The organism is Arthrobacter sp. ATA002 (assembly GCF_026898095.1).
In the GTDB taxonomy this organism is placed as follows: Bacteria; Actinomycetota; Actinomycetes; order Actinomycetales; family Micrococcaceae; genus Arthrobacter_B.
In genome coordinates this window covers 1,647,565-1,669,595 of record NZ_CP114015.1, presented here as the reverse complement: position 1 = coordinate 1,669,595, position 22,031 = coordinate 1,647,565, and the positions used below count along the sequence as shown (strand labels likewise).

The window sequence follows — 22,031 nt, the reverse complement described above, 5'->3', positions numbered from 1 at the left end:
CCGCTAGAACAGTGCAGGCTCAGCGGCCGGGTCCGGGCCGGGGGCGGCCAGCAGCCCGGGCCCGTCGTTGCGGACGCTGCCCACCGCAGGCCCCACCTCGGCCAGGGTCCACTGCGCCGCAGCGGTGTAAGCCTCGGAAACCACCCGGTGCACCAGCGCCGCGGGGTTGCCTGCGGCGGGGTCCAGCCACGCGGCCATTCCCTGCCGGGTGAGCGGCACCGGCAGCCGGTCATGCAGTTCCCCCAGCTCGGCCAGCACAGAAGGTTCCCCGGCGGCACGAACGTCCGCGGGGTCCGGTGCGGCAGTGGTCAGGATCGACGTCGAGAGCAGCCAGCTGCCCGGCTCGCCCGGAACTCTCGCGGGGCGCCACCATTCATACAGACCCGCGAAAAACGTCAGCGCTCCGTCGGCCCGGTGGACGTAAAACGGCCGCTTGGTTTTTCCCGGACCGGCTTTCCATTCGTAGTATCCCTGCACCGGGACAGCACAGCGGCGTGAACGAACAGCTTCGCGGAAGGTCGGCTTTTCCAGCACCGTTTCGCTGCGCGCGTTGAAGGCCCGGGCCCCCGCCGAAGCGTCCGGGGCCCATCCGGGCACCAGCCCCCACTGCGCCACATGCACCTGGCGCACGGGACGCCCGTTTCCCGCCGGCCCGCCGATGAAGCGTTCCAGCACCACCGGCACGTCCGACGTCGGTGCCACGTTCCAGGACTGGCGCAGCTCCAGGTTGGCATCAGCTTCCGCTTCGGCTTCCGCCACCAGGTCCGCCGTCGTCTTTGCCATTACGTAACGTCCGCACATGCTTCCAGTGTGCCAGCCCCTGAGCCGGCCGCTGCCGGTGTTGGCGTGCCCGGGCGCCGGGGCGCGGGAATTGAAGGGCAGCTGCGCGGTTGTACCGGGCAGTCCCTGAATTTCCAGCAGAAGGAGCCCTCCATGGCCGCCACAGCAGAAGCATTCACCCCCGACGCCGGGTCCATCACCATGTTCTCCACCTCCTGGTGCGGCTACTGCCGCCGTCTGAAGTCGCAGCTGGACACGGCCGGCATCGGCTACACCGAGGTCAACATCGAAGACGTGGACGGCACCGCCGAGCTGGTGGCCGAAATCAACGGCGGCAACCAGACCGTGCCCACCGTGATTTTCCCGGACGGTTCCTCGGCCACCAACCCGTCCGCCGCGGAAGTGAAGTCCCGCCTGGGCCTCTGAGCCTCCACTGAGGGCCGCTTCCTGGTCCGTTGTACAGATAACGGGGCCAAACCCCGCCCTCACCCGTCCGTTGTACAGATAACGGGGCCAAACCCCGCCCTCACCCGTCCGTTGTACAGATAACGGGGCCAAACTCCGCGTTTAAACCCGTTATCTGTACAACGGAATTGTGCAAACCCGTATCTGTACAACGGATTGCCCTGACGCACCGGGCACAGGCCCCATCCGCACGGGCGTGGAACGCACGTCAACTTCGCGCTCAACCGTCCCGCTTCATAGGATGGAATGCGGGATGCCGGACTTCGGCGCCCCGCCCGGACACCCCCGAGAGGCAGCACAACGCATATGGTTCACAAGGTTCAGGCAGTAGTCGTCAAGGAAAAGAACGCCCCGGTCTCTCTGGAGACCATTCTGGTTCCGGACCCCGGCCCCGGCGAAGCCCTGGTGGACATCCTCACCTGCGGCGTCTGCCACACCGACCTGCACTACAAGCAGGGCGCCATCAATGACGACTATCCGTTCCTGCTCGGCCACGAAGCCACCGGCGTGGTCTCCGCCGTCGGCCCCGACGTCACCGAAGTTGCCCCCGGCGACCGCGTGGTCCTGAACTGGCGCGCCGTCTGCGGCGAGTGCCGGGCCTGCCGCAAGGGCGAACCGCAGTACTGCTTCAACACCCACAACGCCACCCAGAAGATGACCCTTGAGGACGGCACCGAGCTGACGGCCGCGCTGGGCATCGGCGCGTTTGCGGAGAAGACCCTCGTGGCCGCCGGCCAGTGCACCAAGGTGGACGACGACGTCGACGCCGCCGCCGTGGGCCTGCTCGGCTGCGGCATCATGGCCGGCATCGGTGCCGCCATCAACACCGGGGAGGTGCAGCGCGGCGAATCCGTGGCCGTCATCGGCTGCGGCGGCGTGGGCATTGCCGCCGTCGCCGGCGCGCAGCTGGCCGGAGCCACCACCATCATTGCCGTGGACATTGACGCCAAGAAGCTGGAACTGGCGAAGGCGCAGGGTGCCACCCACGTCATCAACTCCAAGGAAGAGGATCCGGTCGAGGCCATCCGCGCCCTCACCGAAGGCAACGGCGCCGACGTCGTGATTGACGCCGTTGGCCGCCCCGAAACCTACAAGCAGGCCTTCTACGCGCGCGACCTCGCCGGCCGCGTGGTCCTGGTGGGCGTGCCCAACCCGGAGATGAAGATCGAACTGCCGCTGGCGGACGTCTTTGGCCGGGGCGGCTCACTGAAGTCCTCCTGGTACGGCGACTGCCTGCCCTCGCGCGACTTCCCGATGCTCGTGGAGCAGTACAAGCTCGGCCGCCTGGATCTGGACGCCTTTGTCACCGAGCGCATCGGCCTGAACGACATTGAGGAAGCCTTCACCAAGATGCACGACGGCAAGGTCCTGCGTTCGGTGGTGGTCCTCTAAATGAGCGTGAACATCGACAACGTCATCACCTCGGGGACGTTCTCCCTCGACGGCGGCACCTGGGACGTGGACAACAACGTGTGGATTGTCGGCGACGACGCCCAGGTGATCATCATTGACCCGGCCCACGACATCGATGCGGTGGCGGCAGCGGTTGGCGACCGCGAGGTCCAGGGGATCCTGCTCACCCACGGCCACGATGACCACATCCGCGCCGTGGGCGAGGCCCGGGACCGATTCAGCGCCCCGGTCTTCCTGCATGCCGCGGACCGGATGCTCTGGGACGCGGTATTCCCGGACGAAGGGCCCGACGACGTCATCGAGGACGGCGACATCTTCGAGGTCGCCGGCATCACCCTGCAGGCCCTGCACACCCGGGGCACTCCCCCGGATCGGTGTGCTTCCTGCTGGCCTCCGGCGCGCCGGGCGACGGCGCACCGGTGCTCTTCAGCGGTGACACGCTGTTCGCCGGCGGACCCGGCGCCACCGGCCGGTCCTACAGCGATTTCCCCACCATCATCAAGTCCATCCGCGAACAGCTGCTCACGCTGCCGTCGGAGACCCGGGTCCTGACCGGGCACGGTGACGCCACCACCATCGGCGCGGAAGCACCGCAGCTGGAGGAATGGATCGCGCGGGGCCACTGACCGAACGCCCTGCGGGGCTGGTGCTTCCCGGGAGAAAGCATCAGCCCCGGGGGTGCGGGCGTAAGACCACGGAACCTTTCCGGCCTTGATTCCGCCGTATCGCCGCAAGACACTGAAGAAACGGCACTTCAGCTCAGCCCCGCATTCCGGACTTTCCTGCCGCAGCTCCGGTACGAACCCACACCGCGCCGGATCCGCGGCTCAGATGCCACTCATCGAAGAAGCACGCCGCCGGTTCGACGACGGGATTGACGGACCGTCCTGAGAACCGGGTAACGGGCATGCGGCAGGTATGCCCGGGACGGCGGCGCTAGGGTGGACATGCCATGGATCTTTTCAGCGCCGAAGGGTACGAATTCGCGCGGCAGGTGCTGCAGCGCGGCATCGCCGCGGTGTACCTGATCGCCTTTATTTCGGCTGCCAATCAGTTCCCGGCACTGTTGGGTGAACGCGGTCTGCTGCCGGCGCCGCAGTTCCTGGCCCGGACCGCCGGCCGCGGCATTCCCACGCTGTTCCGCTGGCATTACTCGGACCGGTTCCTGCTCGCCGCGGCGTGGACGGGCGCGGCCGTCTCGGCACTGCTGCTTGCGGGCCTGCCGCAGCTGGGCCCGCCCTGGCTGCCGATGGCGGCCTTCCTGCTGATCTGGTTCCTGTACCTGTCGATCGTGAACATCGGCCAAACGTTCTACGGCTTCGGCTGGGAATCCCTGCTGCTCGAAGCCGGTTTCCTGGCCGCTTTCCTGGGCTCCAACGACGTCGCTCCCCCGGTGACGGTGCTCGTCCTCTTCCGCTGGCTGGTGTTCCGGCTGGAGTTCGGGGCGGGACTGATCAAAATCCGCGGCGACAAAGCCTGGCGGAACCTGACCGCACTGTATTACCACCACGAAACCCAGCCCATGCCCAACCCCGCCAGCTGGTACTTCCATCACCTGCCCAAGCCGCTCCACAGGGCCGAAGTGCTCGGCAACCACTTCGCGCAGCTGGTGGTGCCCTTCTTCCTTTTCTTTCCGCAGCCCGTCGCCGGACTTGCGGCACTCATCGTGATCATCACCCAGCTCTGGCTCGTGCTTTCAGGAACTTTGCCTGGCTCAATGTCCTGACCATCCTGCTCGCCGTCGGCTCCGTCCCGGACGCTATGGTGCAGGCGCTGCTGCCCGCGGCCGGCTTCCAGCTCCCCGGACGCCGCCGCCACCCCCGTGTGGTTCGCCGCCGCCGTGCTGGCTGTCACGGCGCTGATGCTCTATTGGGCGTGGGCGCCGCTGCGGAACCTGTTCCGCCGGGACCAGCTGATGAACGCGAGCTTCAACCGCTGGCACCTGTCCAACGCCTACGGTGCGTTCGGCAGCATCACCCGCCGGCGCAGCGAGGTGGTGATTGAGGGCACCATGGATGACCCGGGCCCGGATGCCCGCTGGCTGGAGTACGGGTTTCGGGGCAAGCCCGGGATCCGTCCCGGATGCCGCGCCAGTTCGCTCCGTACCACCTGCGGCTGGACTGGTTGATGTGGTTCCTCGCCCTGGGCGCTTCGGGCGGTTCCTGGTTTCCGGTCCTGCTGCAGAAACTGCTCGACGGCGACCGCCGGACCCTTGCCCTGCTCGGCGGCAACCCCTTTCCGGGGCCGCCGCCGCGCTGGGTTCGGGCCCGCGTCTACCGGTACCGGTTTTCCACTCCGGCCGAACGCCGGGCCGACGGCGCGTGGTGGGTGCGGGAGCCGGCCGGGTTCCTCACGGATCCGGTTCAGCGAACCGGCCGGTGATACCCGGCGAGCCCTGCGGCTTCCGCTGGCCCTATCCGGTGACGTCCGGCTTGGTGATGACCAGGTGGGTCGCGTGGTCGTAGAGGAAGGTCAGCGGGCCGCCGTCGTGCACGATGTGCAGGTTTGCCCCGTTCCGGTGCCCGTCCGTGCCATAGTTCTCCTCCCAGGAACCGTTCAGCGCCACCTTGTACTCATAGGTGCCGGCGGAAAGGTCCACGGTGAGCTTCCACAGCTCGTCGCTGCGGTCGAAGGTGAACTGCAGCCCACTGTCCGCCGGGTCCCAGTCCGCGTGCCCCGGGACGGCCAGGTTTCCGGCCAGCACTACGGTGCCGGGCTGCGGAAAGGACGGTTCGGACGGGTCTGCGCCCTGATGTGCCCCGTGCTGTTCCTGCGGCGCCTCCGGCTCCACGACGGACTCCTGCAGTGCCTCTTCGATGACTGCTTCGACGGCCGTTTCGGGAGTTGTTTCGGGAGCGTCGGCTGTGCCCGGAGCCGGATTGTCCATGGCGGCAAGCAGGTCGGCTGTGTCCGGAAAATCCGTCAGGGCGCGGCGTCCATGGGCCGTGATGCTCCACCCGGCACGGCCTTCTTTGGTGATCCACCCGGCCTTAACCAGCTTGCTGGTGGCGTTGACAAGGGCACGCTCCCCGCGTGCCGCACCGCTGGCAAGCAGCTCCGACTCGCGGCCTTCCAACGGCGCCCGGGAAATCGCAGCGGCCAGCACTTCTCCGCGGCTAATCCGCCGGTCTGCGGACGGGTCCTCCGCGGCCAGGACCTCCAGGACTGCCTTGAGCCGCAGGGCGGTGTTTTCAACGGAGTTCTTGGGAGTTTTCGTGATGATGCTGTTCTTGGCCAATGGTCTTCCTTTATACGGCGGTGTGCAGGACCTTAAGCAAGCTTACTGATCGATGCACGGATTAGTGCACCCGGGCGGCGTTTCGCGCGGCGGCGCCGTCGACAGCCAGGGAGTCGGCCAGCGCTGCAAAACTCCCGGCAGCAAGCGGACGGCGGGCACCATAGGCTTCGATCAGCGCCGCCAGGACCGTGTCCATCAGAACACCGCCGTCCGCCGGCGCTTCGCCCGCATCCTCCGCGGCACCGGCAGTCTCGGGGTTCCAGTCCAGTCCCAGCGCGGAATAGCAGCCGGTGAGGACCCGGCGCAGCGGAGCGGCGTTCTGTACCACCACCACCGAGGAAAAAGCCAGGCACCGGAAACCACACGCTGGGCCGTTCCGACGAGCTTGAGTTTCCTCCCCGTCTCCGTGATGCCGTGGACGGTGAACTCCCCGGGCAGTACTCCCCGGAATTTCCCCCACCGCGGCGTTGATGCCGGCCCGCCGCAGCGCCGAGGCGTACAGCTCGCCGAACGCCGCAAACCGCGGCCGGGAGTCCGCAATTCCGCCGCCGCCGGGTTCCACGTGGTCCAGAATGAGGCAGCCGCGGTGATAGGCGGCGGCGCGTCCGCCGGCCTTGCGGACGAGCGGTTCAAAGCCGAGCTGCCAGCAGGCCCCGGCGGCGGCGGCGAACCCGGGCAGGCGGGCATCGCGCTGGCCCAGCGCCACCGTGGGCTCGGGGCGGTACACGCGCAGCGTGGGACCCAGGGTGCCGGCACGCGCGGCCTCCAGCATCACCAGGGCGAAATCCAGGTCGCCGGCGGCGCCAAGGCTGCGGTCTTGGCGCACGACGGCGAGTGGAACCGGCCCGGGGGCGGCAGCCGGGGGCGGGGGTACGTCCCGGGGCACTGGTAGCCGCCGCCTAGGCCCGGCCGCCGAGCCGGCGCACCGTCAGGATCTGCTCGCTGCGGCCAAAAGGGCCCTCCACGTCGTGCAGCACCGAGGAGGTGAGGCCGATCCCGTCGGTGCCGAAGGTCACGCGGGTGTCCAGTCCGAGCCATTCACCCCGCGGCGAACGGTGGAGGTGGATCTGCAGGTCGACATTGGGGAACATGTAGCTGTCTCCACCCGGAGGAACCCGGGCGGCAATGCCGTTGGCGGTGTCAACCAGGCCCACCAGGCGCACGAGGTCGCTGGCCGGTGTCCCCTCCACCATTTCGTACGGGGTTCGTATCCAGACCCGGCCACGGCCCGGCCGCAGGCCCTCCACTGCGCGGAAGTCCAGGGACCCGATGAAGTCCCCGGGCCACTGGGTCATTCCGGAAGCGGTGTCCAGGCCGTCCGGGCCCGGCATCCGTGCGTCTTCGAGGGCTGCGACTTCCTGTGTGGACCCGACGGCCAGCCGCCAGGCGGTGGCCTGCACCGCCGTCCGGCCTTCCGCAATCAGCTCCGCTTCCAGCAGTTCGATGGTGCGGCCGGGGCGCAGGATTTTTGTCCTCACGTCGAAGCTGCCGCGGGGAATGACGCCCAGGATGTCGTAGCTGATCCGGGCCAGGCGCATTTCGGCCCGGGGGCTGCAGTTCTCCAGCGCGTAGGCAAGGAGCCCCGCAACCGGTGCCATGTGCTGTTCGTGCTCATTCCACGCGCCCTGTGTGTGGAGAGTGGCTTCAAAGGTGTCCTCGCCCAGGGCGCGGTAGTACGACTCGGCCACGGATGTGCCCTCCTTGCAGGTTCAGGTTTGTGTCTCAGGCTACATCAGCGCGGGCCACCGAACCGCCGGATCAGTACTGGCTGAAGGATGCTGTGGCCGGGTCCGCGCCGATCCTCCTGCCGGCGTCGAGCTCATTGATCTGTTCCATGTCACGGGCGGTGAGCTCCACGCTCACCGAAGCCAGATTCTCCCGCATCCGCTGCGGTGTGGCCGACTTGGGGATGACGATGTTGCCGGAGGCCAGCTGCCAGGCCAGCACCACCTGCGCCGGGGTCGCCTGGTGCCGGAGCGAAATCTCCACCACCGCGTTGTTGGACAGGTCTTCGCCCTGCCCCAGGGGACTGTAGGCTTCCACGGCCATACCGTGGCGGCGGGTGGCGTCAGCGAGCGCCCGCTGCTGGAAGGTGGGGTGCAGCTCAATTTGGTTGACAGCGGGAGCGACGTCGGCGGCCCGGGTCAGCTCCTGCAGGTGGTCGGGAAGGAAGTTGGAGACCCCGATGGCGCGGGCCAGCCCGTCGGAGTAGATCTGCTCCAGGTCGTTCCAGGCCTGGAGGAACAGCCCCTGGGATGGAACCGGCCAGTGAATCAGATACAGGTCCACCCGCTCCAGGCCCAGCGCGTCCCGGCTTTCCTCAAACGCGTCCCGTGCCCTGGCCTGGTCGCCGTTTCGAAGCTTGGTGGTGATGAAGAGGTCCTCCCGGGGAATGCCGGACGCCGCAATGGCGGAACCGACCCCTGCCTCGTTGCGGTAGGCGGCCGCCGTGTCGATGTGCCGGTAGCCTGCTTCGAGTGCCGCTTCGACCGCTTCCTGCGTTTTCTCTCCCGGGATCTGGAAAACTCCGTAGCCGAGCTGGGGAATGCGGACCCCGTTGTTCAGCGTTAGTCCGGGAACATTCTGGTGCGTCATCGGTGCCTTTCATAGAGGTTGACCTCCACCCTATTTCCCCGGCAGGGGTGCACGGTACCCCTAGCCGGAGCACCTCCCGGCGACGCAGAATGAATCCTGCACCGTGCGCCTCCCCGAGGAGGCGCTTTACGCGGTTTCCTACATCAAGTGAGGACTTTCATGCAGTACACCCATTTGGGCCGTTCCGGTCTCAGCGTTTCCCGCCTCTGCCTGGGCACCATGAACTTCGGGCCCAAGACCGAGGAAGCCGATGCACACTCCATCATGGACTCCGCGCGTGAGGCCGGCATCAATTTCTTTGACACAGCCAACGTGTACGGATGGGGGGATAAAAGGGATGGACCGAGGAGATCGTTGGCCGCTGGTTCGCCAAGGGCGGCGGCCGCCGGGAAGACACCGTGCTGGCCACCAAACTGTACGGATCGATGAGCGAGCGCCCCAACGACACTTTCCTGTCGGCGCTGAATATCCGCCGGGCTCTCGACGCGAGCCTTCGGCGCCTGCAGACCGACTACATTGACCTCTACCAGTTTCACCACGTGGACCGGAACACGCCGTGGGACGAGATTTGGCAGGCCATGGACGTGGCTGTCCAGCAGGGCAAGATCATTTACAACGGCAGTTCGAATTTTGCCGGCTGGCACATCGGCCAGGCGCAGGAGGCCGCCCGGCGCCGGAACTTCAACGGCCTGGTCAGTGAACAGTCCATCTACAACCTGATCAGCCGCACCGTGGAGCTGGAAGTTATTCCAGCGGCACAGCACTACGGCCTCGGTTTGCTGCCGTGGTCCCCTCTGGAGGGCGGACTGCTGGGCGGCGTGCTGAAGAAGAGCGAACAGGGCGGACGGCGGACGGAGGGCCGTGCCAAAGAGGCCCTGGAAACCCACCGGGATGCCCTGCAGCAGTACGAGGACTTTGCCGATGAGCTTGGCCTTGCACCGGGTATCCTCGCCCTGGCCTGGCTGCTGCACCAGCCTGCGGTCACCGCACCGATTGTGGGTCCGCGGATCCAGGAGCAGCTCGACGACGCGCTCAAGGCCCTTGATGTTGAACTGGATGCGGAAACGCTCGGCCGGCTCGACACCATCTTCCCCGGACACCGCACAGCGCCCGAGGATTACGCCTGGTAGTCCGCCGCTCACCGGCGGCGCCGGATGCGGCGCCGCCGGGTTCGGCGCCGCCGGGTTCGGCGCCGCCGGCCGGCAGGATCAGCCGGGGACCGGAAGGATCAGCTGGGGGCCGTTATTGCGGACCGAGTTCACCTCGGCTGACACCACGCGCGGAGTCAGGACCGGCTCCGGCACGGCGTCCAGCAGCTGGTGCACCTCGGCTGTTTCGGTCAGCTGGGGATCCAGCCAGTCCCCGTACAAATCCGGCGGAACAATCAGCGGCGTGCGGTCGTGGATATGCCCCAGGGCATCGCTGGCCTCGGTGGTGATGATGGTGAAGCTGACCAGCCACTTGTGTTCATCGTCCTCCGGCAGCGAGGGATCGGGCCAGTATTCGTAGAGTCCGGCGAAGGCCAGGGGGTCCGACGACGGCGAATACAGGTAGGTGGGAATCTTGGCGGAGCCGGACTTCTCCCACTCGTAATAGCCGTCCGCCGGAACCAGCGCCCTGCGCTTCCGCGCCGCTTTCCGGAACGCCGGTTTCTCCAGGACGGTTTCCCGGCGCGCATTGATCATCCGCGCACCGATTTTGGGGTCCTTCGCCCACACCGGCACCAGGCCCCACTTCGCCGTTGCCAGCCGCCGGATGGTGGCCGCTGCGTCCGCACTGCCGGCGCTGCCGTCGTTGGCGCTGCCGTCGTTGGCGCTACCGTCGTTGGTACCGGCGCCACCGCCGTCGGAGGCACCGCCGACGTGGGCACCGTCGTCGTCGGCGTTACCGGCGCCACCGTCGTCGGCATTGCCGCCGCGGTTCCGGCCGCCGTCGTTACCCGGAACGGGCCGGTGACGGGCGCGCTCAGTGACAATCCGCACGTCATCGGTGGGTGCCACATTCCAGGATGGCGCGATATCCTCCCCCACCGCCTGGTCCGCGGCGAAGGCTGCCACCAGGTCCGATGTTGCCTTTGCCATCACATATCGTCCGCACATGATTCCCATTGTGCCCGGAGGAACACAGGGTTCCGGGATATTTAAGCGTTCGAATATGTGTTCTACTTTTAAGCATGGACCAGGAAGCGGCGGCACGGCTCGCCGCCCGCTACGCCAGGCGTGCTGAGCCGATTGAACTAACCCGGGAAGAGCTGGACTTTGAACATGATCCGGCCACCACCTCACTGCCCGGCCTGCCCGTCTGGGCCTGGATCCGGTTCCCGGGCGCTGCCGAACGGGTCAAGGGCGAAGCCTGCACCTGGAATACCCGGGCGGTGCAGGTGCTGTGGACCGACGCCGGAATCCGCCGGTCCACCTGGGTGTGGGCCTCCGCGGTAACCAGGCGTTCAAGCGGAGGCCGGAAAACCGCTCTCGGCGAGCGCACCGGCGAGCACGGCAGCGGCTGCGAGCCGGCTCCCCGGGCGCCGGATCCCCGCCAGCTGCCGGATCCGGTTCCGCCCGCTCCACCCGTGTCGCAACAGGGCAGGAATAGCGGGACAGAAGCCGGACCGTACTGCAGAATAGGCCTGCGGACACTCCTCCGTGCCGCGCACATCTCCGACGCGGTTCATCCATCCAGTCAGGGAGCGCACATGGATCTTCTTCTCATCGGCGGAACCGGAGTCATCAGTTCCGCCGTTGCCGAGCACGCGAGCCGGACCGGACACCGCGTGACGCTGCTGAACCGCGGGGTTTCCTCTTCCCGGCCGGTGCCGCCCGGAGTTGAGGTCCTGCACGCCGACATCCGTGACACCGCCGCCGCCGCGAAAATCCTGGCCGGACGAGACTTTGACGCCGTCGCCGACTTTATTTCCTTTGTTCCCGAACAGCTGGCCGCGGGAATGGAGCTGTTCCGGGGCCGCACCGGCCAGTATGTGTTCATCAGCTCCGCCTCGGCGTACCAAAAACCTCCGGCCCGGCTCCCGATCCTGGAGTCCACCCCCTGCGTAATCCGTTTTGGCAGTACTCCCGGGACAAAATCGCCTGCGAGGACCTCCTGGTCGCCGCCTACCGCAACGACGGCTTTCCGGGAACCATCGTCCGGCCTTCGCATACCTACGACCGCACCATGATTCCCCTTATGGGCAGCTGGACGGACCTGCACCGGATGCGGGCCGGGCTTCCGGTGCTCGTGCACGGAGACGGCACTTCCCTGTGGACGCTGACGCACAGCCGGGACTTCGCCCGGGCCTTCACCGGACTGCTGGGCCACCCCGCCGCGGCGGGCGAGAGCTACACCATTACCTCCGACGAATTCCTGCCCTGGAACGAGATATACCGCATCTTGGCGGCGGCTGCAGGCGTGCCGGAACCGGAGCTGGTCCACGTGGCGTCGGAGACCATAGCCTCGCGCGACCCCGGCCGCGGGCCGGGCCTGCTTGGTGACAAGGCCCATTCCGTCATTTTCGACAACACCAAGATCAAGTCCCTGGTGCCGGAGTTTACCGCGGAAATTCCCTTTGCGGCGGGGGCCGTGGAAATCCTGGACTGGTACGACGCCCATCCCGAAGAACAAAAGATCGACCCGGATTTCATGGCACTGTCGGACGCCCTGGCGGGTTATTGAACGGGTTTCATGACCACCATGCTGTTGGTTCCCGCAATCTTCCACTCTCCCGAATCTTCCTGCTTCAGCAGCAGCTTGACCGTTCCGCTGACCGGGTCGGGCGTCTCGGTGCCGTCCAGGACAAGGGCGTGTTCCACTTCGAAGTCCGCTGAAACACCCAGCAGGTCATCGCCCTCGTACACGGCTCCGTATATTTCCGCGGGGACCAGCGACCGTGACAGGACGTGCCCCTTGTCCGGTCCATAAGTGAGGTCGTTGGGCTCCCGCAGGCTGCCGCGGATGACGATGACCGCGCTGTCCAGGACACTGCGGATTTCCTCGGCGTGGTCCGAGTGGAAGGAGTCCCCGTTCTCGTCCCACCATTCCTGCATGGCTTCCGGATCGTCGGGGTTGCCGTTGAGCGTGGAATCCATGAACTCTTCGGCGGCAAAGTACATGGCGAACTTTTGGCCCGCTTCGATTTCCTCTGCGCTGAACAGGTCCAGCGCAGTTGGGTGGACGATCGACGAATCATAGTCCAGGGCCGGATCGTCTTCGTCCAGGGTCGTCTGCAGATACTCGCCCTTCCCGTCGTTCGCCAGCGTCTTCACCGGCAGGCCGTTGACCTCCTCCGGCAGCGCGGGAGCGGAGCTGGCCGCGTCTGCGGACGGCTCAACGGCGGAAGAACCCGAATCGGATGAACCGCACCCGGCCAGTCCCATCATCAGCGCTGCTGCCAGCCCGGTTGATACTGCCTTATGCACCTTATTCATTTGCCCCCCATGCGTACCTCAGTAACCGCTTGACAGAGGCACCCTATCCGCTGGCAGCCGCGGAACGGGGACCCCGCGGCGTGGCCCGGGCGTTAGGACTTCCAGCGGTGCATAAAAGCGGCCATTGCGTCCCGGGCAACGGTTGAAGCAGGCTGGTACGCTGCTTTACCGCCGGACGCCGGCCACCCGGTGCTAATGCCGCTGGCTGAGAGCCACGAAATCTGTTTGTAGAACTGATGCGAAACGGGCACATCAACAAAGGGGGACTTTTTGGGCGGGGTGTATTTGGGAGAGCCGTCCAGCCGGTAAAGGAACGCAGCCATGGCGTCGCGTTCGACGGCGGCATGTGGGCGAAATACCTTGGTTCCGTTTTTCTGGACCCAGCCCGTGGATATCTTCGCCGATGCCAGCCAGGCAATTTCCTTGTAGTAAGGATTCGAAACGGAAACATCGGTGAAGGGAGATTTTGCCGGGGCCGCGAACTTCGGCGATCCCTTCAACCGGTACATAAAAGCGGCCATCGCCTCACGGCTGACGGGCTGCAGCGGACGATAGGTCCTCGTGCCGTTCTTCTCCGCCCAACCGGTGGAAATGCCCTGCTTGTGCATCCAGTTCATCTCCGCGAGGAATTTCTGGCCGCCCACCAGGTCGCTGAACGGAGAGACCACGGCGGGCTTGGTGGCCTTGGGATAGCCCGCCAGGTTGGACACCACCAGGTGCCAGCCCTTATACGGGCCGCTGGTCGGGACTACGTAGCCGACACCCGCATGGGTCTCCCGGGGATCCAGCATGGCGTCCCGGTGCGCCGGGGAGTTCATCCACCAGTCGACGACCTGCGCGGCGGAAAAGTTGAACGCAATGATTTCCCCGTACCAGTTGGCGCCGGGAGGAATCAGGGATCCACCTGCGTCAGGCCGGTGAATATTGGCCCAATTGAAGTTCGGGTTTGCGGTTGTTACCCGCAGGTGGTCGGCCCACCCCTGGGACACATCGGCAATGTGCTGGTTCCACGTCAGTGCGGGAACACCGGCGGCCCTGCGCTTGGCATTCATGAGGTCAAAGACCTGCCCGGCGAAGCGGTCGCTGCGCACCGAGTCGGGGAAGCATCCGGCGCGGCTGCAGTTCCGCTGCCTGCGCCCTGCGGCAGGGCGGCCGGGTCCTGCGGCAGGGCAGCAGCTTCCGCCGCGGCTTGTACCGCAGCCTCTGCTTCCTCCGCGGTTAGGGCTTCAGGGTCGGGCCGGGGAACGCCCGGCAGGACCGGAGAAAACCCGGGATTTTCCCCGGCGGCGGAGACCGCCGGGAGCATTAGTTCCGGCTCGGCTGCGGCAGCAGCTCCGGGAATCGCAATGGAGGTAAAAATAAGGGCGCAGGAAACGGGGACGGCAACGGCAGCGGCCCGGAATGTGGTGTTTTTCTTCATGGCTGGAAGTATCGTAGCCGCCCCGGAGCGGCGATTCGTTCAACGCGCCACGAAACAATGCCACTTTTACGCGCCCGCCCGGCCGCGTGTCTGTATCATTCCAACAATTTACTGCTGAATTCTTTAGCGCCGCCTTATGTGCCCTCCGGGAAACAGCTACGCGAGGTGGCTGCGGCGGTTGCGGTGCTCAAGGAGCAGCCGGGCACCGTTGACCACGAGAACCTCCACGGAAACCCCCTGCTCCTTGGCGAGCTCCTCCAATTCCCGTCCCAGCTTCGGCGGAATCCGCAGTTCAATGTTCATGCGTTAAATCGTATCGGCGTCTGCGCGCCCGCCCGACCGTTCCGGCGTTCATTACGTCACCCCGGCGCGGCTGGAAACACAGCCGGCAGCACACCCGCGGGTGTGCTGCCGGCTGCTGCTCCCCGCTTCGGGTGCTGCTAGAACTTGGCGTCGTACCGGTACAGGAACGCTGCCATCGCGTCGCGGGCGATCGGCTGGTACGGGCGGAACGTTCCGTCCCCCCATCCCCTGGAGATGCTCTGCGCGGCGAGCCAGCTGATTTCCTTGTAGTACATGTTGCTGACCGGGACATCCTTGAACGGAGACACCGCCGGCGGCGTGTAACGCGGGCTTCCGGCCATGCGGTAGAGGAAGGCTGCCATCGCATCACGGTTAATCGCTGCAACCGGCTGGTAGGTGTTGCCGTTCCAGCCGGTGGCTACCCCGCTTGCTGCCAGCCAGTGGATTTCCTTGTAGAACATGCTGTTCGTCGCCACGTCCCGGAAGCGTGAGGTCCTGGGCGCCGTGTACGCGGGCTTGCCCTCGAGCCGGTAAAGGAACGCGGCCATGGCGTCCCGGTTCACGGAGCTCAGCGGACGGTAGGTGCCGTCGGGATACCCCGTGGTGATGACCTTGGCCTTGAGCCACGAGATCTCCTTGGCGAACTCGCTGTTGCCGGGCACGTCCTTATAGGGACCCGGAACGACGGGGGCCGGCGGCGCCGGTGCCGGTGCCGGCGCAGGCGCGCTCCCGCGGGCAAACGCCGTCAGGCCAGCGGCGGTGCCGTTCCAAACGTTGGAATCGCCCACGAAGGGCCCGGTGCTGCTGTACTGCCACACGCTGTAAACGCTCCAGCTGGCTGGCAGCTGTCCGGCGCCGGAGTGGTTGTAATTGGCAATGTGCAGCGGGTTGTCCCGGAAGGCTGCACTGTTGCCGGTACAGGTTTTCCACCAGTCGGTGGTGGTGTAGATCATCGGGGCACGGCCGGTGCGGGCCTTGACCTGGTTGGAGAAGTCGCGGATCCAGTTAACCATCTGCGCGGCGCTCATGTTGTAGCAGGTGTTGCCCAGCGACGCGTAGGGGTTGTACTCAATGTCCAGAAGCGGCGGCAGCGTCCGCCCGTCCGCGGACCAGCCCCCGCCGTTGTTCACGAAGTAGTTCGCCTGGTCAACGGCGGAGGAAACGTTCGGCAGGGCGAAGTGGTAGGCGCCCCGGACCATGCCAACGTTGTAGGAACCGTTGTACTGCTGGTTAAGTTGGGGTTCTTGTACGTCACTCCTCAGTGGCCTTGGCGTAGGCAAACCGGGATCCCTGCGCCCACGCGTGGTTCCAGTCCACGTTGCCCTGGTGGCTGGAGACGTCCATGCCCTGGATTCCGGCCGGCCGCCAGTTTCCGGCCAGCGGCTCCGCCGCCTCAGGCGGCGCGGTGCCGGCGTCGAGCTCCCCGCCCTCATCGGCATCGGCGGCCGCGCCGTCGTCCGCTTCCGGCTCAGCCGGGGAAGCATTTTCGTCCGGAGCGGGCAGCTGCGCATCGCCGGTGGCGTTGAGCCGGTGCAGGCCCTGCCCCATGGAGGCGCCGTTTTCGCCGATGATTTGGGCCTGTTCAGCTTCGCTGATCCCGTTCGTGGCGGGGTCCGTCCCGAGCGCGGGAACAGCGGCCGCTGCCGGGCCGGCAAGGCAGGAAACAGCCAGCAAGCCGGCTAGTGCAACTGATGTGAGACCAGTGGAAAGCGTCGTGGTTTTCATTTATGTCCTGGATGGTGTTGTTGATGTCCCGCGTATCCGCAGGAACTGTGGAACCCCCACGGTTCCTTTGCCCGTTGTCCGGAGCGCATAGAGAGCTGCACTCCGGGTGTTTCCCGCACGATGCGGAAAATGATTACCGAACTTTGTTGAGCTTGACTAACCGGCGGTTGCAGGAACGGGGTCCTGCGCGCTGGTTTTACCGTATGCCAGGATATTTCCACGCATCAGGCCGACCTTGCTGAGTCGAGTACTTTGCAGGTAAATCGTTACATACTCTAATGCACCGCGCGGAAGTGCGGAGTGCAACGGATAATCGGCTCCGGAAACAGGTCCCCCGCACGAAAGAAGCTGTTCCGAAGCGCCGGCGATAGAACACAGCAGCTAATAAACACGGCACCGGCACCCAGCACGGGCTATCCTCGGTAACTACCGGAGTCTCCCTCCCGGACCCTGCGATATTGGAGCGTCATGGCATCTGAAGTATTGGTGATTATTGGATTGGGCGGCATGGGCCAGGCAGTCCTGCGCCGTTCGGGAGCCGGGCGGAAAGTGCTGCTGGCCGATTTCAATGAGGACCTCCTCGAGAGCGTGGTCACCGGCGCGCTGGGCGACGGATACGACGTCGTCTCCCGCACTGTCGACGTGTCCTCCCGTGATTCGGTGGCAGCACTGGCGGCGGAAGCAGCGGAGCTCGGGGCAGTCACCCGGGTGGTCCATACAGCGGGGCTCTCCCCCGTCCAGGCCCCCGTGGACGCGATTTGGAAAGTCGACCTGATCGGCGCCGCCCTGGTTCTGGAGGAGTTCGAAAAGGTCATTGCGCCGGGCGGGGCGGGTGTCGTTATTTCCAGCATGTCCGCCTATATGTCCGGCGGCAGCATTCCCGCCGATGTCCTGGCCAGCCTGGCTACGGTGCCGGTGGATGACCTGCATCTGATTCCGTTCGTCGCAGAAATCGACAACCCGGGTTACGCCTACCTTGTCGCCAAGCGGGCTAACCAGCTGCGTGTGCAAACGGCCAGCCTGCGCTGGGGCACCCGGGGTGCACGCGTGAACAGCATCAGCCCGGGCGTCATCTCCACGCCCATGGGCCAGCAGGAACTGGCGGGCGAGTCGGGTGCCCACATGCGGGCCATGATTGAGGGGTCGGGCACCGGCCGGGTGGGCACGCCGGGTGACATCGCCAATGCGGTGGCCTTCCTGCTCGGCTCCGACGCCAGCTTTATCACCGGAATGGACCTGCTGGTCGACGGCGGTGCCGTGGCCGCCGTCGATACCGGCCAGCGCCGCCAAGTGGCCGGCTGACGCATGGCCGACACCATGCCTGGGGAAAACACTTTCGACCATCTTCGGACCCTGGACGGCGAACACGTGGGCTACATCCACCTGACCGGCGCCGGAAAGTTTATCCCTTTGATTTGCTTCACCGGCCCAGGGCCGGGAGCTGGAGCTGGAGGCCGCCGAAGGTCTGCTCGACGACCTCGGGCTGCGGATGTTCATCGACAACTGGTGGCTGGATTTCGATGGAGAGCATATCCCGGTGCTCATTCAGGAAATCCGGCGGGACCGGGTGCTGGTCACGCCGTCGGCCGCCGGCGCGATCGCCAAGTCGGCAGACATGACGAGGACGATCGAGATCCTGCTGCCTACCGACCGGCTCTCCCAGGGGCAGGCCCCGCCGATCCGTCCCTGACCGAACCGGCTTACGGCGGCGTCCGTTGCCGGGGCGGGAACGGTGTGGTCGAATCGGGGCACGCCCACTGACGGACGGAGCGAACCATGGAACCGAGCCCGTATCTGGTCCTGCTGCGCGGCATCAATGTTGGCGGAAGAAACAAGGTGCCGATGAAGATGCTCAAGGGACATCTGGAGGATCTTGGGTATGAACACGTGCTGACCTATATCGCGAGCGGAAACGTGCTGCTCGAATCGGCCGACGCTGCCGCGGAGATCGGACCGCGGATCGAGGAGGCCCTGACCGAGAGGTTTGAGCTCGACGACGAGCTGATCCGGGTGCTGGTGCTCAGCCGGGCCCAGCTGCAGGACGTCATCGCGCACAAGCCCGAGGGATTTGGTGAGCAGCCGGGCAAATATCACTCCGACGCAATCTTCCTCATGGGGATCGATGCGGCGGAAGCAATGCCCGCCTTCAACCCGCGGGAAGGAGTGGACGCCGTCTGGCCCGGAGAAGGGGTCATTTACTCCCGGCGCCTCAGCGCGGAGCGGAGCAGGAGCCGTTTGGGTACCATTGCGGCGTCCCCGGTGTACAAGTCCATGACAATCCGCAGCTGGAATACCACCCAGAAATTGTGGAACCTGTTTCAGGACTAGAAGCGGACGTTGCCGGAAAGCCGGGCCCTGAGCCGCTGGTTTTCCGAGACCCACTCCCGCAGTCCCATCACCACCAGGGCCAGGAAGTCGTCCACCTCGTCCTGGGCATACCCTTCACGAAACTTGGTGGGTTGAAACTTCTGGTTGACTACTTGTTCCGGGGTAAGGATTGGATCGGTGAGGGAAACAGGCCCGCTGAGGGGGTTGGTGATTTTTTGCTGGAGACGTTCATTCTCTTCCTGAAGCCGTTGCAGTTCCCGAACCGCCCGGTCAAGGAGATCATCGACCTGGTCCTGGTCGTAGCCCTCCCTGAACTTCGTGGGCGTAAACCGCTTGGTGACCACATCCTCAGCTGTGAGTGCCGGCTTCTCCGGAGCCGCCGCGGCGGCGGACAAACCATTGCTGCTGCCCGGTGCGCGTTTGGGTTTGAAGGATTTAATGATGAAGATGATAAGCAGGACCACCGCGATCAGTGCGATCCACATAACCGGGGATACACCACTATCGCTGTCGTTTTGAGCCAGCAGTGAAAGTCTCTCCGGAGACATATTGTTCCACCTTTCCTGTGCGCCTGTTTGCAAAGCGTCCACGGGAGAGCCGAAACCCGTCATCCGCTTTGAACGCCCAATCTAACCCACAACACCGTGATTATTCCGCCTTTCCCCGCCTGTCGGTATCACCGTCGTCAGTAGCCGGGCGCAGCCGGAAGATCCGCAAATTCTTCCAGAGTAATTCCAGCGTCAAACATTTGGCGGGCCATTTCCTCCCCCACATAGCGCAAATGCCAGGGCTCATAGGAGTACCCGGTAATAGCTTCAGCTCCCGCCGGGTAGCGCACAACAAATCCATAGCGGTGTCCGTTGCCGGCTGCCCAGGAGCCTGCGGGAGTTCCGTCAAAGCAGGACTGGAGCGAACAGGCACCGTCCGGGTTGGCAATGTCGACAGCCAGCCCCGTCTGATGTTCGCTGTGCCCCGGACGGGCTGACAGAGCTTCCGCCGCTGGGCCGCCGTAACTGTCGGTGTAGGAGGAATGCAGGTCGGCCTGCATGTTTGCCGGCCGAAACCCGCTAACGGCTGTGATGGCAGCACTGGCTTCGGCGGCGCCGGCGCTCATCCGCAGGTAGGCGTGACCTGCCTCGGCCCGCAGCAGCACTCCCCCGGCGTCAATCAGGTCCGGCGGAACATAACCGGCGTCTAATGGCCGATCCTTATTGACCACTACGCTGATGCTTGCCGGGGAATCAAATTCAGGAACAACGGCTGCTGCGGGGACGTTGGATTCCACGTTCTGAGAGTTTTCGGACCAGGAAAATATGCGAGAAAACAAAGGCACACTGAGGCAATCATCGCGATATGCGTTGTGACGTACTGGCGCGGCATTTTTCCTCCACTGCAACTTTCGCACAATCCCCGGTGGGACGGGGTCAGCGACGCGGCAGGCCCCGGGAACCCGGTTGATTGTTGCTAAAGACGCCGGCGTGTTCCTGTACCCATTCCCGGAACGAGAGTGGTTGATGACCCGTCACTCTGCGCACCGTGTCCCGGGGAATGCGGGAGGCTTCCGGTGGATTGGTTTTCATTTGCAGCATGAAGGAGACGTCATCGGCTGAGAAGCCGTAAGCCGTCCACTGCGCTTCCAGGGCTGCTGCGGGAAGTTCAGTCAGTGCGACGGCGCGGCCGGTCACCTGCTCGATAACCGCAACCCGCTCGCGGACCGTCAGTGCTTCCGGTCCTGTGATCCATAAGGTCTCGTTGTCATACCCACCGTGCACGAGAACACGCGCAGCAACTTTGGCAATGTCGGATTCGTGGACAACGGTGCTTGGCACGTCTACGAATCCTTCTTCGAGGCGGCCCTTCCGGACGCCATCCGTCCACTCGAGCATGTTCGCCATAAACTCCACCGGAGCCAGGACTGTCCATCTGAGGCTGCTGGCGAAGACGGCTTCCTCAACCAATGATGCGCTGCTGTCGCCTTTCAGCAGCGAGACCCGGGATACGCCTGCGGCAAGGAGCTTCCCGACAACCGCGCTGCCATCCGGGATCGGCGCATAGTCTTCACCCGCGAACGTGATGAGGTGGGCGCTGCTCACGCCGTCAAACGCCTCGTCAAGCGATTCAGGTGCACCGAGGTCTCCCCTAACCACCTCAACACCCCCGGGAAATGAAGCCTTCTCCGGTGTGCGCGTCAGACAGCGCACGGTGACGCCGAGCGCGAGTAAATGATCAACAAGGTAATGGCCTACGGTTCCTGTTGCGCCGGTGACGAGAACGGTCATGGGTACTCCTTCAAGGACGGGCGGTGAACGGATGTGCACGCTCCATCCTCATGCCGGTTGCGGCCACTATGTGACCGGAACGTGGCTAGGCTGAGGTGCGTGACCACAAGCACCCGCATACTCGAACTTCTGAGCCTGCTCCAGGCCCGCCGTCATTGGACGGGACCTGAACTTGCCGGGCGGCTGGGCGTCAGCCCCCGCACGCTGCGCAGGGATATCGGCGGGTTGCGGGAACTCGGCTATCCCGTCCTCACAACCCGCGGGACCGGCGGCGGATATCAGCTCGGTTCGGGTGGTGCCCTGCCGCCCCTCGTGCTGACCGAAGAAGAAGCCGCAGCCACCGTGCTGGGCCTCAAGGATGTGGCGACCGGCACTTATGCAGTGCCGGCAGACGCAGCAGTCAGCGCAATAGCCAAAATCGTGCAGGTGCTCCCTGCCCGCCTGCGTGGCAGAATTTCCAGCCTTGCAGGCGTTGCCGGCGGCTTCGGCCAGCCCGGGGCGGCCCTTGCTGACGTCACGGTACTGACAACGATCGCCCTGGCCTGCCGGGACCTGGACGCCGTCGAGTTCCACTACCGGAGTACTCACGGGGAGGGGACCCGCAGGGTTGTGCAACCGCACCGGATTGTCACTGTCGAGAAGCGGCTCTATCTGATCGCATGGGATTCTTCGCCATGCGACTGGCGCGTATTTCGGATCGACCGGGTGTCTGCACCCCGACGCACGGGTAAACGCTTCGCGCCCCGCCGCCTCCCCGTGGAGGACCCGATGGAATTCGTGCGAAGCAGGCTTGGCTCGCTGCCGGCAAAATACCGGGTACACGCCACGGTTCAGGCCCCTGCCGAACGGGTCCGCGAAGAAATCGCGCACTACGGCGTTGTCGAAGCGTCCGACGCCGGATCATGTGAAGTGTTCATCGCCGCAGAACAACTGGACTGGGCGATGTTCTGTCTGTGCTCCCTTGGCATGGACTTCACGGTTCACGGCCCGGAAGACGCCGTCGGGCAGGTGAAGATCTGGGCGGACCGGCTCCGCCGCTCCGCCACGCCGGGAACGGGACGCTGATC

18 protein-coding genes and 7 pseudogenes are annotated in these 22,031 nt (G+C 65.4%); 10 read left to right on the top strand and 15 right to left on the bottom strand.

What is annotated here, in order from left to right; genetic code table 11:
* Positions 1–3 precede the first annotated feature (3 nt).
* Complete coding sequence (locus OL239_RS08250; RefSeq protein WP_268911426.1) at positions 4–801, bottom strand: SOS response-associated peptidase; 798 nt, start codon at positions 799–801, stop codon at positions 4–6.
* Positions 802–933: 132 nt separating this feature from the next.
* On the opposite strand from OL239_RS08250, the gene OL239_RS08245 reads away from it, so the two are divergent.
* From OL239_RS08245 to OL239_RS08230, 4 genes and pseudogenes are all read left to right on the top strand, one after another.
* A complete protein-coding gene (locus tag OL239_RS08245; RefSeq protein ID WP_152217934.1) occupies positions 934–1,206 on the top strand; it encodes a mycoredoxin in 273 nt (90 codons plus the stop codon).
* Between the two features lie 345 nt (positions 1,207–1,551).
* Positions 1,552–2,637, top strand: coding sequence for an S-(hydroxymethyl)mycothiol dehydrogenase (locus OL239_RS08240; RefSeq protein WP_268911425.1), 1,086 nt, complete (start codon positions 1,552–1,554; stop codon positions 2,635–2,637).
* Positions 2,638–2,703: 66 nt separating this feature from the next.
* Positions 2,704–3,284: pseudogene (locus tag OL239_RS08235) on the top strand (MBL fold metallo-hydrolase).
* A 326-nt stretch (positions 3,285–3,610) separates the two neighbouring features.
* Positions 3,611–5,040 (top strand): annotated as a pseudogene (locus OL239_RS08230) (lipase maturation factor family protein).
* A 31-nt stretch (positions 5,041–5,071) separates the two neighbouring features.
* Here OL239_RS08230 and OL239_RS08225 read toward each other — a convergent pair.
* The 4 genes and pseudogenes from OL239_RS08225 to OL239_RS08210 form a co-directional block, all read right to left on the bottom strand.
* A complete protein-coding gene (locus tag OL239_RS08225; protein ID WP_268911424.1) occupies positions 5,072–5,896 on the bottom strand; it encodes a pullulanase X25 domain-containing protein in 825 nt (274 codons plus the stop codon).
* 61 nt (positions 5,897–5,957) lie between these two features.
* Positions 5,958–6,722: pseudogene (locus tag OL239_RS08220) on the bottom strand (lipoate--protein ligase family protein).
* A gap of 73 nt (positions 6,723–6,795) precedes the next feature.
* Positions 6,796–7,584, bottom strand: a complete 789-nt coding sequence (locus OL239_RS08215) for a thioesterase family protein (protein ID WP_268911423.1) — start codon at positions 7,582–7,584, stop codon at positions 6,796–6,798.
* A 70-nt stretch (positions 7,585–7,654) separates the two neighbouring features.
* Entirely contained in the window at positions 7,655–8,491 is an 837-nt protein-coding gene (locus OL239_RS08210) for an aldo/keto reductase (protein ID WP_268911422.1), read from the bottom strand.
* 159 nt (positions 8,492–8,650) lie between these two features.
* Between OL239_RS08210 and OL239_RS08205 the strand changes: the two are divergent.
* Positions 8,651–9,621, top strand: a pseudogene (locus OL239_RS08205) (aldo/keto reductase).
* Positions 9,622–9,699: 78 nt separating this feature from the next.
* On the opposite strand, the gene OL239_RS08200 reads toward OL239_RS08205, so the two are convergent.
* Positions 9,700–10,590 (bottom strand): SOS response-associated peptidase, encoded by an 891-nt coding sequence (locus tag OL239_RS08200; protein ID WP_268911421.1) that lies wholly within the window; start codon positions 10,588–10,590, stop codon positions 9,700–9,702.
* A 593-nt stretch (positions 10,591–11,183) separates the two neighbouring features.
* Between OL239_RS08200 and OL239_RS08195 the strand changes: the two are divergent.
* A pseudogene (locus OL239_RS08195) lies at positions 11,184–12,157 on the top strand (SDR family oxidoreductase).
* On the opposite strand, the gene OL239_RS08190 reads toward OL239_RS08195, so the two are convergent.
* From OL239_RS08190 to OL239_RS08170, 5 genes are all read right to left on the bottom strand, one after another.
* On the bottom strand, positions 12,151–12,909 hold the full coding sequence (locus OL239_RS08190; RefSeq protein WP_268911420.1) for a hypothetical protein: 759 nt from the start codon (positions 12,907–12,909) through the stop codon (positions 12,151–12,153). The pseudogene OL239_RS08195 and the gene OL239_RS08190 sit on opposite strands and share 7 nt — an antisense overlap.
* 92 nt (positions 12,910–13,001) lie before the next feature.
* On the bottom strand, positions 13,002–14,000 hold the full coding sequence (locus OL239_RS08185; RefSeq protein WP_268911419.1) for a CAP domain-containing protein: 999 nt from the start codon (positions 13,998–14,000) through the stop codon (positions 13,002–13,004).
* 485 nt (positions 14,001–14,485) lie between these two features.
* Positions 14,486–14,632, bottom strand: coding sequence for a toxin-antitoxin system HicB family antitoxin (locus tag OL239_RS08180; protein ID WP_268911418.1), 147 nt, complete (start codon positions 14,630–14,632; stop codon positions 14,486–14,488).
* A 137-nt stretch (positions 14,633–14,769) separates the two neighbouring features.
* On the bottom strand, positions 14,770–15,831 hold the full coding sequence (locus OL239_RS08175; RefSeq protein ID WP_268911417.1) for a GH25 family lysozyme: 1,062 nt from the start codon (positions 15,829–15,831) through the stop codon (positions 14,770–14,772).
* 52 nt (positions 15,832–15,883) lie between these two features.
* Complete coding sequence (locus OL239_RS08170) at positions 15,884–16,357, bottom strand: GH25 family lysozyme (RefSeq protein WP_268911416.1); 474 nt, start codon at positions 16,355–16,357, stop codon at positions 15,884–15,886.
* 468 nt (positions 16,358–16,825) lie between these two features.
* On the opposite strand from OL239_RS08170, the gene OL239_RS08165 reads away from it, so the two are divergent.
* From OL239_RS08165 to OL239_RS08155, 3 genes are all read left to right on the top strand, one after another.
* Positions 16,826–17,659, top strand: coding sequence for an SDR family oxidoreductase (locus OL239_RS08165; RefSeq protein WP_268911415.1), 834 nt, complete (start codon positions 16,826–16,828; stop codon positions 17,657–17,659).
* Positions 17,660–17,894: 235 nt separating this feature from the next.
* Positions 17,895–18,047 carry a hypothetical protein gene (locus OL239_RS08160; protein ID WP_268911414.1) on the top strand — a complete coding sequence of 51 codons (153 nt, stop codon included), beginning with the start codon at positions 17,895–17,897 and terminating at the stop codon, positions 18,045–18,047.
* An 86-nt stretch (positions 18,048–18,133) separates the two neighbouring features.
* Complete coding sequence (locus OL239_RS08155; RefSeq protein WP_268911413.1) at positions 18,134–18,685, top strand: DUF1697 domain-containing protein; 552 nt, start codon at positions 18,134–18,136, stop codon at positions 18,683–18,685.
* 14 nt (positions 18,686–18,699) lie between these two features.
* On the opposite strand, the pseudogene OL239_RS08150 reads toward OL239_RS08155, so the two are convergent.
* From OL239_RS08150 to OL239_RS08135, 4 genes and pseudogenes are all read right to left on the bottom strand, one after another.
* Positions 18,700–18,855 (bottom strand): annotated as a pseudogene (locus OL239_RS08150) (DivIVA domain-containing protein); the annotation flags it as partial.
* 39 nt (positions 18,856–18,894) lie between these two features.
* Positions 18,895–19,080, bottom strand: a pseudogene (locus OL239_RS08145) (DivIVA domain-containing protein); the annotation flags it as partial.
* 290 nt (positions 19,081–19,370) lie between these two features.
* A complete protein-coding gene (locus tag OL239_RS08140) occupies positions 19,371–19,970 on the bottom strand; it encodes a M15 family metallopeptidase (RefSeq protein WP_268911412.1) in 600 nt (199 codons plus the stop codon).
* A 139-nt stretch (positions 19,971–20,109) separates the two neighbouring features.
* Positions 20,110–20,964 carry an NmrA family NAD(P)-binding protein gene (locus OL239_RS08135; protein WP_268911411.1) on the bottom strand — a complete coding sequence of 285 codons (855 nt, stop codon included), beginning with the start codon at positions 20,962–20,964 and terminating at the stop codon, positions 20,110–20,112.
* A gap of 99 nt (positions 20,965–21,063) precedes the next feature.
* Here OL239_RS08135 and OL239_RS08130 point away from each other — a divergent pair, with 99 nt between their 5' ends.
* On the top strand, positions 21,064–22,029 hold the full coding sequence (locus OL239_RS08130) for a helix-turn-helix transcriptional regulator (RefSeq protein ID WP_268911410.1): 966 nt from the start codon (positions 21,064–21,066) through the stop codon (positions 22,027–22,029).
* The last annotated feature ends 2 nt before the right edge of the window (positions 22,030–22,031 follow it).

Coding starts and splice junctions, on each gene's coding strand:
- OL239_RS08250 (WP_268911426.1), bottom strand. CDS start 801: ATGTGCGGACGTTACGTAATGGCAAAGACGACGGCGGACCTGGTGGCG.
- OL239_RS08245 (WP_152217934.1), top strand. CDS start 934: ATGGCCGCCACAGCAGAAGCATTCACCCCCGACGCCGGGTCCATCACC.
- OL239_RS08240 (WP_268911425.1), top strand. CDS start 1,552: ATGGTTCACAAGGTTCAGGCAGTAGTCGTCAAGGAAAAGAACGCCCCG.
- OL239_RS08210 (WP_268911422.1), bottom strand. CDS start 8,491: ATGACGCACCAGAATGTTCCCGGACTAACGCTGAACAACGGGGTCCGC.
- OL239_RS08200 (WP_268911421.1), bottom strand. CDS start 10,590: ATGTGCGGACGATATGTGATGGCAAAGGCAACATCGGACCTGGTGGCA.
- OL239_RS08190 (WP_268911420.1), bottom strand. CDS start 12,909: ATGAATAAGGTGCATAAGGCAGTATCAACCGGGCTGGCAGCAGCGCTG.
- OL239_RS08180 (WP_268911418.1), bottom strand. CDS start 14,632: ATGAACATTGAACTGCGGATTCCGCCGAAGCTGGGACGGGAATTGGAG.
- OL239_RS08175 (WP_268911417.1), bottom strand. CDS start 15,831: ATGGTCCGGGGCGCCTACCACTTCGCCCTGCCGAACGTTTCCTCCGCC.
- OL239_RS08170 (WP_268911416.1), bottom strand. CDS start 16,357: ATGAAAACCACGACGCTTTCCACTGGTCTCACATCAGTTGCACTAGCC.
- OL239_RS08165 (WP_268911415.1), top strand. CDS start 16,826: ATGGCATCTGAAGTATTGGTGATTATTGGATTGGGCGGCATGGGCCAG.
- OL239_RS08155 (WP_268911413.1), top strand. CDS start 18,134: ATGGAACCGAGCCCGTATCTGGTCCTGCTGCGCGGCATCAATGTTGGC.
- OL239_RS08135 (WP_268911411.1), bottom strand. CDS start 20,964: ATGACCGTTCTCGTCACCGGCGCAACAGGAACCGTAGGCCATTACCTT.